This is a genomic window from Verrucomicrobiia bacterium, assembly GCA_019634635.1.
Taxonomy (GTDB): Bacteria; Verrucomicrobiota; Verrucomicrobiia; order Limisphaerales; family UBA9464; genus UBA9464.
This window is the reverse complement of sequence record JAHCBB010000062.1, coordinates 1-9890: the sequence shown is the minus strand read 5'-3', so window position 1 is coordinate 9890 and position 9890 is coordinate 1. Positions and strand designations below refer to the sequence as shown.

Sequence of the window (9890 nt, the reverse complement as noted above, 5' to 3'; positions counted from 1 at the left end):
TGCTCTTGAGGTTAAACAAACCATTGCCCTTGATTAAATTAGATCATTAATCGGCCGGCACAATTGAGTCTAATACACACTCTACCGAGCGATAAACGACTTGGCTGTGTACCAGCTGATCGCTCCGTCAGATCGCACCTTTGCAGTGGCTATTGCAACCGCCTCAGCCAGAGTTCTACCCGAGGCGACCCAGCCGAGCTTGCCTCCATTCTTCGTACGTCCCAGCACGAGCGCGGAGGGTCCTTGCAATGCCCTGTTGGTGTAAAACACAACGTAGATGTGCGCTTCGCGACCCCCGCGTGCCAGACAACGTCTTCTTGCTAAGTCCTGCAAATTTGCACGTGTTCCATCACCCGTCGCAATGCCCCACGGTTCAACTCCGAAGGGGCGCTGCAGGTCCATTTCGACGGCAACCGCCGTCTTGGCCTGAGCGGAACCACTTGTAATTAAAACAGCCGCCCCGAGGAGAAGGGCATGCAGAAGTTGCCGGCTCGTCCTGCTATGGTTGGCCGATACGATATTGCTGGTTGAGTTTTGGTTCATATATTTCTTTGAGTGGATTTGAGTTTATTTTTGGTTTTGTAGCATTCCGAGAAACTTTGTCAGACGATGTCTTTGGTGTGATTCTTATTTTACGCCTCACCGGGGATTTTCTTCTTCTCACTTGTCCGTCACCACATTGCCACACATTTTTCGCTCACCGCGTGATGGTGCAGTTTTGAAACAAGTTGCGATTTTTGCCTACCCCCCCGCATTCATTGCCTTCCGCAATTCGTCGGCCACGGCCGCCTTCCTGGGTCGGGAACATGCTCTGCATCGGGACTCAGGCGCCGTCCTGACGCAAGCCCTCGCAGGGCTTTCAAGCCGGGGCCGCGATCCGAGGGGCATTGAGCGAGCCATACGTCGCATTCCAACGAGGAGCCTGGGCGGATATCACCGGAAAATTCCGGGTGAAGGGCAGACCTCATCTGGCACGAAGATCCTCAAGCAAGGGTCGGAAGCTTGGGGGCATCGACCAAAAAGGCGCCCCACGCTCTGGCGTGGGGAAGCCGTCGTGTGGCCGGATGGCGTTCTTCGTACAGCGCCTTCGGGGAGTCGAAAGTCGGGTGCGGGCTTCCACGTCCTTCTCTGGGTCGTACTCGACCACCGTTTCGAATTCACGAGAGGAATATCGAGCTTTTTGGGTGATGTCTTGGGCGGGAGAACGTGGCGAATGGACGTGCACCTGATCAGGACGATGGAGGCCCCATCCCGCGCGGATGATGGACGTGGAAGCGGCCATTCCCCAAGCGCGGTCAAGAGCGTCGGTTGGCGGTGGGCCGTGCATTTCGCCCAAGCGATCGCGAGGAACTCCAAGTTTCGGACGTCGCCTGCGACTGCGCCAACTTCGACGACTGCATTCAGGATGAACGGCCCATTCCGGACGCTGCCGCGGCGCGGCGCGATTTCGCGGGCGCGGACGCTGGCCCTGTGCTTCCTCGCGGCGCTCCCCGTCTCCGCCCAGCAACACCGGTTGGCGCATCGGGCTCGAATGGACATCGAGGCACTGGACAGCGTGGCCGGTGGGCAGCAACTGGAGATGGGCATGTTGTTGGAGGGGTATGGATCCCTCGGGCGCTTTTCCTGGGGCGAGTTCACCGGGGCCGAGTCAGCGCGCACATGGATGTTCGAATGGAACGTCCACCGGCACGGATGGACCCGGGGATCCATTCGCTTTGTGCCTGCAAGGAGCGGCGGTCTGCTGCTACGGCTCCGAGGTCCCTGGGTTCCGGACGAAGCTAAACCGGGGTCCATCCAACGGGCGGAGGTGCTGTTTGACTCGGTGGAGGTCACAGGTGCACACCTGTCGAACGGAGGGTTTGAAATCTCGGATGGCGCAGGACGCGCCGTGAACTGGCTGACTCCGGGCCAACCGGCGGTCTTTGAGGAGTCTCTGAGCCGGGAGGGTGTGCGCTCGGCGCGCGTGTGGCACGACGGTTACCACGAGCAGGTGCTTGCGGTGACGGCTGGCCAACTCGTGACGGTATCGGCATGGGCGCGGTCCTGGGCCGGGCCCGAACTCGCCGGCGAGGTGGGGGACGCCGGAACGGGCCGCTTTGATCTGTACTCCGAGACGGTAGCGCTGGACGCGCTCTGCCTCGAGTCGCGTGGGGACGTGCTGTACCGTGCAACGTGGGTGGATGACTCGCCCGATATCTGGGGTAGAACGGAGTTGTCCTGGGCGGGTGAGTTCGGAATTGGGCCGTGGTTCTGGACCCCGTTCGATGTCCGCTTCGTGCCGCGGACATCAGGGGAGGTGAGACTTCATCTGAGGGGACCATGGGCGATGAACCCCGCCGGGCGCGTCCGCGTACAGTCGGTGGAATGGGACGGGTTGGAGGTGACGGGCGCGGGCCCGGTGGATGGCAGCTTCGAGGGTCCGCTACCGCCCGCCGGATGGCGTGACCCGCAACCGGGTGCGACGGCTGCAGTGGTCGCGAACGCACGGGTCGGCCTGCGGACCCTTGTCACCTGGCACGACGGGGGCATGGAGTCCCGGCTGGCCGTGGTGGCGAGGCGGGAGGTCCGCATCCGCGGCTGGGCGCGATCGTCGCGGCCGGTCGAGGAGACGATCCCGACACGATTGGAAGGGGAGAACTCGCCCGCACACCAGGCGGTACGGATGTTCCAACGGGGGGTGAACCTTGGGAATTTCCTTGAAGAACGGCCGGATTCGCTGATCCGTCGCGAGTTCGGGCCGGGCGACTTCGAGCAGATCGCCGCGGAGGGCTTCGACCACGTGAGAATCCCGGTCGCATGGCACCACCATCCGAAGGCGGGGTTGACGAGTTTCGACGTCGCCCCGGACTTCCTTGCTCGGGTGGACGCCGTGCTCGACCAGGTGGCTGCGGCGGGGTTGGCGGCCATTGTGAACTGGCATCACTTTGAGGATCTCATGCGTGATCCGGTCGCGCATGAAACGATGTTTGTGCAGGGCTGGGACCAACTGGGGGCGCATTTCGCATCAAGGCCGGCGGCAGTGGCACTGGAGCTCTTGAACGAGCCGCATGGAATGCTCGGTGGCGAGCAGTTGAACACGCTGCTGGGTGCGGCCCTGGAAGCGGTGCGCGCCCGCGATCCGGATCGCACGGTGTTCGTGGGGCCGGGCGGCTTCCAATCCATTGACCAGCTTCCGCTCCTCAGGCTGCCGGAAGGAGAATCCAACGTCGTGGTGACGGTGCACTGCTACGAGCCGTTTCTCTTCACCCATCAGGGTGCGGATTGGACCGGAGGACTGACACCAGTGAAAGGAATTCACTTTCCCGGCCATCCCGGTTCCCTCCCCCTGCTCCCGCTGGCGCTGCCGGACTGGGTGCGGCAGTGGATGGAGGCGTACGCGTCCATGTCGGCGGAATGCCACCCGGGTTCATCGAAGGCATTCCGTCCCCTGCTGGCATTCGCGGGGGAGTGGGCGCGCGCCACCGGACGTCCGGTTCATGTAGGCGAGTTCGGCGTGTACCGCTCATTTCTTCCGCCGGGCGATTCGGCAATGCGATATCTCGCCGGAATGCGCCGCGCATTGGCCGAGGCCGAACTCCCTTGGTCCCTGTGGGAATGGAAGGCAGGGTTCGGATACTGGGATCCAGCTGCCGCGCGGCCGCATCCGGGCGCGGTCGCGGGGATCTGGGGCCGGCCGGAGATCCGGCGCCAGCCCGCGCAGGCCGTGGTGGTGGATCCAGGATCCGAACTGACGTTGTCTGTCGAGGCAGTCTCGGATCCCGGCGACGGCGTGCTCCGCTATGCCTGGCTTCGGGATCACGAGCCGGTTGCGGGCGCGAACGGGCCGGAGCTGCGGGTGTCGCCGAGCGGGGATGGCCAGTACCGGGTGCGGGTTTCAAACGCAATGGGAGTAACCTTTAGCGCGGCATCCCGGGTGACGATCCACACGCCTCCGCTGCCAGTGAAGTTAACGGCCGTGCGCAGCAGGGACGCAGTCCACCTCAGATGGCTCGCAGAGCACGGACAGAGCTACCGGATCCTCAGGGCGACAAACCTGGCTGGACCGTGGGTCCAGGTGGCGACGGTGATCGGAGACGGCGGCCTCCGCGTGGAGGGGCTGCCGGCCGACGAAAAGGGCGCTCGATGGTTCCGGCTGGCCACCGAGTGACGGTGCGCCTCGTGGTTGTTCAAAAATCCCCTCCCCAGCCCGGTGGCCGACTGGCACCGTGGCCCGCATGCCGGAGACGGGAGATTCGACAACGTCGAGCCAGACGCAGTGGAGTCTGATCTCGCGGGCGCGCGGCGACTCAAACGAGGCGGCTGAGGCCCTTGATAGACTGTCCGTCCGCTATCGTGGCCTCATCTGCGACTACCTTCGCGCCCTTGGTCGCACCTCGGATGCCGAGGACCTGACACAGGAGTTTTTCGCGCGGAAGTTCCTGAGGGAATCGTTCCTGAAGTCAGTCCATCGCGGCACCGGATCGTTCAGGAAGTTTCTTAAACTTTGCGTCAGACGGTTCCTCATTGACCAAACTCGCCGGCGGGTTGCCCCGGGTGAGGGGGGGAGAGACGTAGGGCTTGACGCACAGGACGATTCGGGGACCCCGGTTTGGGAGCTGGGCTCAACCGAACCGGCGGCGGACCGTCAGATGGACCAGGCGTGGGCGCGGGCGTTGATCGCGCGGGCGCGGGAACGGCTGCAGGCGGAGTTTGCGACAGCGGGCAAGGCGGAGCTGGGACGTTGCTTCTTGCGCGAACTGGATGAAGAGCCGGGATTGCCAACCCACAAAGAGATCGGACGGCACCTCGGGATGAGCCAGGGGGCGGTGACGACCTCGTTCTATCGGTTTCGGGAGCGGTTGAAATTCCTGATCCGCGCCGAGGTCGAGCAGACGGTGGACGGAAGTGCTGAGTTGAATGAGGAGCTCCGTGGGTTGAGGGCGGCATTCGCAGCGGGGGAGCACGCTGGAGGGCCAATGTGATCCCGGCGGCGGCAGTTGAGGTCACCGCAGTCTCCGGGTGATGCTCGGCGTCGGAGTTCGTTGAAGTGGATGTCCGCCGGATCCGTTCTGCCAGCAGGGGAGACATGCGAATGCAGCAAAAGCCCAAGCACGAATCCGGATGACAGCAGACCGCTCATGTCCTGTGTGCGGCCGGCCCATCGAGCACGGGCCCTGCGTGGCGTGCCTTCTGGGGCCCGACCCCGATTCCGCAGGCCTCGGTGCACGCCCCCTATGGGAGGACCTTGGCGAGGCGGGCGAAATCTTCGAAGTGATTGACGGGTTTGCCGTGGTGCGTCGGTTGGGTGCGGGCGGCATGGGGGAGGTATTCCTAGCCCGCCAACTGAGCACGGGAAGGGAGGTCGCCCTGAAGCTCCTGCGCGCAACCGTGTCGCCGGCACGGTTCCGAAAGGAGATCGCAGCGCTGGCCGCCCTCCGCCACCCGGGAGTGGTACAAATCCTGCACGTTGGCGAGCACGCGGGGCATCCCTACTTCGCCATGGAATTCGTGCCGGGATCCGACCTCTCGGTACGCCTACGGGAACGGCCCCTGCCCGCGCGCGAAGCGGTCGTTCTGATGGCGTCGGTTGCCCGGGCGATGGAGCACGCGCACGGTCAAGGGTTCCTCCATCGCGACCTGAAGCCTCAAAACATCCTTTTGGGCTTGGATGGCCTGCCCCGGGTCACGGACTTTGGCCTCGCGCGGTTCCTCGGGGAGGCGTCGGCGGACGGCACGACCGTGACGGGTGCCCGGTTGGGGACGCCGTCCTTCATGGCACCCGAACAAGTCTCGGGGTGGCGCGATCTGGAGGGGACGTGGACGGACGTCTACGGGATGGGGGCAACGTTGTATGCGTTGCTGACGGGCTCGGCGCCATTTCAGGCGGACTCGGTGGAGGCCACGTTCCGACTGGTCGTGCACCAGGAGCCGGTGTCGCCGCGGCGGCTGCGACCCGATCTGGACCGGGACGTTGAGACTCTGGTGCTGGGCGCGCTCACCAAGGAGCCTACGTCGCGATACCAGACGGCCGCGCAGTGGGCGGAAGAGCTGGAGCGGTGGTTGCGAGGCGAGCCGATCCGGCGGCGGCCAGCGGGTCTGGCGACGCGACTGTGGAAGTGGGCGCGTCGGAAGCCGGCGGTGGCGGCCCTGGCGACAACCATCGCGGGGGTGACGGCGTTGGGAGCGGCTGGCGTGCTGTGGCAATGGCGGGAGGCGAAATTGGCGAGCGTTAACCTGGAACGGTCAAACCTGCGCGCCACGTCGCTGCTGGCAGCTCAAAGCCGGGAGCTGAAGGAACCCCTGCGCGCCTTGGCGTTGCATCTGCGCTCGGTTCCATCCGACCGGTCGGCGGCCGTGGTATTGCTCGACCGCCTGTCGCGGGAGCCGTTTCCGTTTCCGATCATGGAGATCGGGCCGGCATCCGGCGGGCTGGCCACCGTGCGTTGGTCGTCAAATTCTGGGTGGCTGGCACCCCTGTTCCAGTCGGGCGGAGGCGACGCAGTCGGGGCGCGTGTGTGGAGTGTGGCCGCGCGCCGGTGGGCCGGCCCGGAGCGCCAGTTGGGCACGCTGCCGGGCGAGGCCCGTTTCAGCCCGGACGGCGAGTGGTTCGCCACCTCGTTCTCCGAGGGAGTCCGACTTTGGCGTGCGCCCGGCCTTGACCCCGCGGGCGCAGCTGTAGATGACGGTCCCGGAGGGGCGGAGTTTGCATGGCATCCCCTTAAGCCGGAACTTGTCACGTGGGACGGGTCCGGGCGCCTGATTCGAATTCGGGCGACAGACCGGTTTCATTCCTGGACGGCGACAGTTGACGGGACGCCTTCGTGTGTGGCGTTCGCCGGGAATGGTTTCTGGGTGGCGATCGGACTGGCGGCCGGGGGCGTCAGGGTGTTGAACGCGGACAACGGACGGGAAGAGCGCCGGGTTGACACGGGCCCGGGGGCGGTACTGGCGGTGGCGTTGGATCCAGATGCGTCGAATCTGGCAGTGCTGAAACAGGCCGGCACCGATTCCCCGGCGATGAGCCTGATCCGGCTGGGGGACGGCGACACGCTCGGGCCATTTGACAACATCGAGGGGATGGCATTTTCGCCAGACGGCGTGTGGTTGGCAGGAGTGGGCACAAGGCCGCTAATTCTGAAGGTCGCGTCCGGCGAGCGGCCACCCCAACCGGCGGGCGAGCGCCTTGTTTCGACGCACGCATGGGTGGGCCCGGGATCCGGGCTCGTTTGGGCGGTCGGGGATCGCTCAGCACACATTCGTCGCACCGCCTCCGGGGAAGCATCGGCCCATCCTGTCTGGCATCCGTCCGTGATCGAGGATCTGCAGCCGTCGCCAGACGGCACGATGCTTGCCATTGTGGATTTCTCCCAAACGGTCTCGGTCTGGCGTGCCGAGGTGCCGGTGCTGGATCCGATGCGGGTTGAAGGAGCGCGGGTCCTCGCGGTGCATCCGGAAGGATCCCTCCTGGCCACCGGCGGCGGCGACGGCGCGGTGCGATGGGTGTCAAACAACGGACTGGGGCCTTGGAACGAGGCGGTCCTGATGGAAGGTGCGGTGGGTGCGTTGCGGTTCAGCTCGGGTGGGCGGTGGCTGGCGGCGGGCACGGCCAAGGGAGACGTCCGGCTGCTGGCGGGCGGGATCGGAGGCGCGGTCCGCCAGCTGGAATGGGACGCCGGCACGGTGCGCGCCCTGGCGTTCAGCGGGGACGAGGAGGTGCTCGCCGTGCTGGGGACGAAATCGTCCCTGCGCTTCTATCGGACCGCAGATGGCGCTCCGTTGGGTCCGGTGATCGCGGTGGAAAGTGGCCGGGAGTCGCCGTTCGGTTCGGGGAGTTGGACGGTGGAATTCCAGCCCGGTACGCGGCGTGCCGCGGTGGGCAGCTACAGCCGGATCGTCACGTTGTGGGACGCGGCCGGCTCGAACCTCGTCCAGGAGATCCGCCATCCGGCGGGCGGCGTAATGCGCATCGTCTTTGACCCTCGCGGCGAATGGATGGCCACGGGCTCGATGGACGGTTTCGTGCGGATTTGGAACACGAAGGGATGGACGGAGCGCTTCCCGGCGATGAATCACGGGGCCTCGGTGACGAGCATGACCGCCCGCCCTGGAGGCTCGCTCCTCGCCTCCGCCGGAGCCTCCGGCGAGGTTCGGTTGTGGGACGTCCGGACGGGCGCCGCCACCGTTGCCATGCGGTGGCCGCACGAAGGCAGCGGGGACTGGTCCCGGGAGATCGGCTTCAGTCGCGCCGGAGATCGGCTGGCGTCGGTCTCGGTGTCAGGAACGGTGCGCGTGTTTGATGTGGCGAGCGGGGCCCAGTTGATGAAGCCATGGGGGTTCGACAGGTCGGCCGGATCGTTGGCATGGTCGGGCGATGGCCGCGTGCTTGCGGTGGCCTTGGAGTCTGGGGAGGGGCGGTTGATTCGGCTGCCAAAACCGGACCAGGATGCGCCGCGCTGGTTGTGGCGACTCGCCGATGCTGCCGCGGGGAATGTACCGGGCTCGAACGCTGTTTCCGAATGGGAAATCTGTCGTCGAGAGGCCTTGGGTGCGGGTTCAACCGGATTCTACCGTCGTTGGGCGGAGTGGTTCTTCGAGGGCCGTTTCACCGGGGCTCAACCCGGTTGGTGATCTTGAGGTCTGCGATCGCGAAGGCGCGACAACCCCAGACGCCTTGAACTCGTTTCGACTCGGCGGATCTGGTGCCCTCAAGGCGCATGGAGATACACCGGATCCCACACACGATGCCTACCATCGTGTTCACCTGGCAGGCCCAAACTTCAAAATTGGAGAGCTTGGCTTTGCCATGGATCGTGGCCCGCGCTTCCGCCAACCTCCCCCCGAACGCCGCCCTGTGGCGGCACCGATTCTCACCGATCCTCCTGCTGACCGCCGCCAACGCCCCGGAAGACCGACTCGGGCGGCTGCGGCCGCTGGCCGACGCGGTCCCGCAGGCTGCGGGCCAGTCAGTGCCACAGAAACCAAACCGCCACGTTCGCAAGGATGGGGCAACGGTGAAAAGTCGGGGTAAGAGCCACGCGCGGCGCCCAGGAACGTGAGCGACAGGGCACGGAATTCCTCCCCGGGAGCAAGTCCAACGATCCCCGGTCGTGAACTCACCCAATATCCGAACCGGCATCCCTCCAACCGCCTGTCTTGCAGACGGTTCAGGCCCCCTGCCCTCGTCGTGATACTGATCTCACGGCAGCGCCTCACAATGCCCGTCATGGCTGCACCGTGTTATCCGACATGGTCCCGGCATACCAATCGTGTTGACAACACGTTGCCCAAGTCCCAACCCTTCTAAATATCAATATCACGACGCCCCTCCCGCAGCTTGATCGCACTGCTAAGCCACTCATCACGCCACAGACCATGAAGCCGCTTCGCGTCATCTTACTGACTGTCGGAGTGCTGACGGGGGCGTTGCTTGGCCTTCCGCTGTTGATTGGCGTCTGGCTGCCTGATGTCATCACAGCGTCCGAGCGCACACTTGCAGAGCAGCATCTCGATAGCGGACATGCGTTTCGAGTCGTGCAGTATTGGAATCGTGTGGATTTCTACTCGACCGAGTTGCGTGTTACTTCGCCAGACGGAGGCACCGAGACCCACACCCTAGACGGCGACGACAGCAAGAGTTGGCGGTTGCCCTTGGTCATTGATGGGCAGCACCACACAGCTGCGGTAACCTTGGGGGGTGGGCGCGTCAGAAAGGTAGATTGGAAATGAGATCCGCGTGGCCTAACAGGGCAGAACGAGGCGGTGGTGGACAACCGTCTACCCGCCCCGGGTTCAAATGACCCCCTGGACTACAACTTTCAACCCTGTTGCGGAGCGGCGCTTCCGGTTGCCAGTGCCACACCGCGATCTTCACGGTCAACGATCGAGCGACGACCAAGTACATGAAAAGATAC

4 protein-coding genes are annotated in these 9890 nt (G+C 64.8%); all 4 read left to right on the top strand.

Annotation, left to right across the window (positions count from 1 at the left end; translation table 11 throughout):
• The first annotated feature begins 1405 nt into the window (after window positions 1-1405).
• The 4 genes from KF791_20605 to KF791_20590 all read left to right on the top strand — a co-directional run bounded on the left by KF791_20605 (window position 1406) and on the right by KF791_20590 (window position 9705).
• Window positions 1406-4147 carry a glycoside hydrolase family 5 protein gene (locus tag KF791_20605; GenBank protein MBX3734984.1) on the top strand — a complete coding sequence of 914 codons (2742 nt, stop codon included), beginning with the start codon at window positions 1406-1408 and terminating at the stop codon, window positions 4145-4147.
• A gap of 58 nt (window positions 4148-4205) precedes the next feature.
• Complete coding sequence (locus KF791_20600) at window positions 4206-4961, top strand: sigma-70 family RNA polymerase sigma factor (protein ID MBX3734983.1); 756 nt, start codon at window positions 4206-4208, stop codon at window positions 4959-4961.
• Between the two features lie 196 nt (window positions 4962-5157).
• Window positions 5158-8607 carry a protein kinase gene (locus tag KF791_20595; protein MBX3734982.1) on the top strand — a complete coding sequence of 1150 codons (3450 nt, stop codon included), beginning with the start codon at window positions 5158-5160 and terminating at the stop codon, window positions 8605-8607.
• Between the two features lie 744 nt (window positions 8608-9351).
• A complete protein-coding gene (locus tag KF791_20590) occupies window positions 9352-9705 on the top strand; it encodes a hypothetical protein (GenBank protein ID MBX3734981.1) in 354 nt (117 codons plus the stop codon).
• Window positions 9706-9890: the final 185 nt, after the last annotated feature.

Coding starts and splice junctions, on each gene's coding strand:
- KF791_20605 (MBX3734984.1), top strand. CDS start 1,406: ATGAACGGCCCATTCCGGACGCTGCCGCGGCGCGGCGCGATTTCGCGG.
- KF791_20590 (MBX3734981.1), top strand. CDS start 9,352: ATGAAGCCGCTTCGCGTCATCTTACTGACTGTCGGAGTGCTGACGGGG.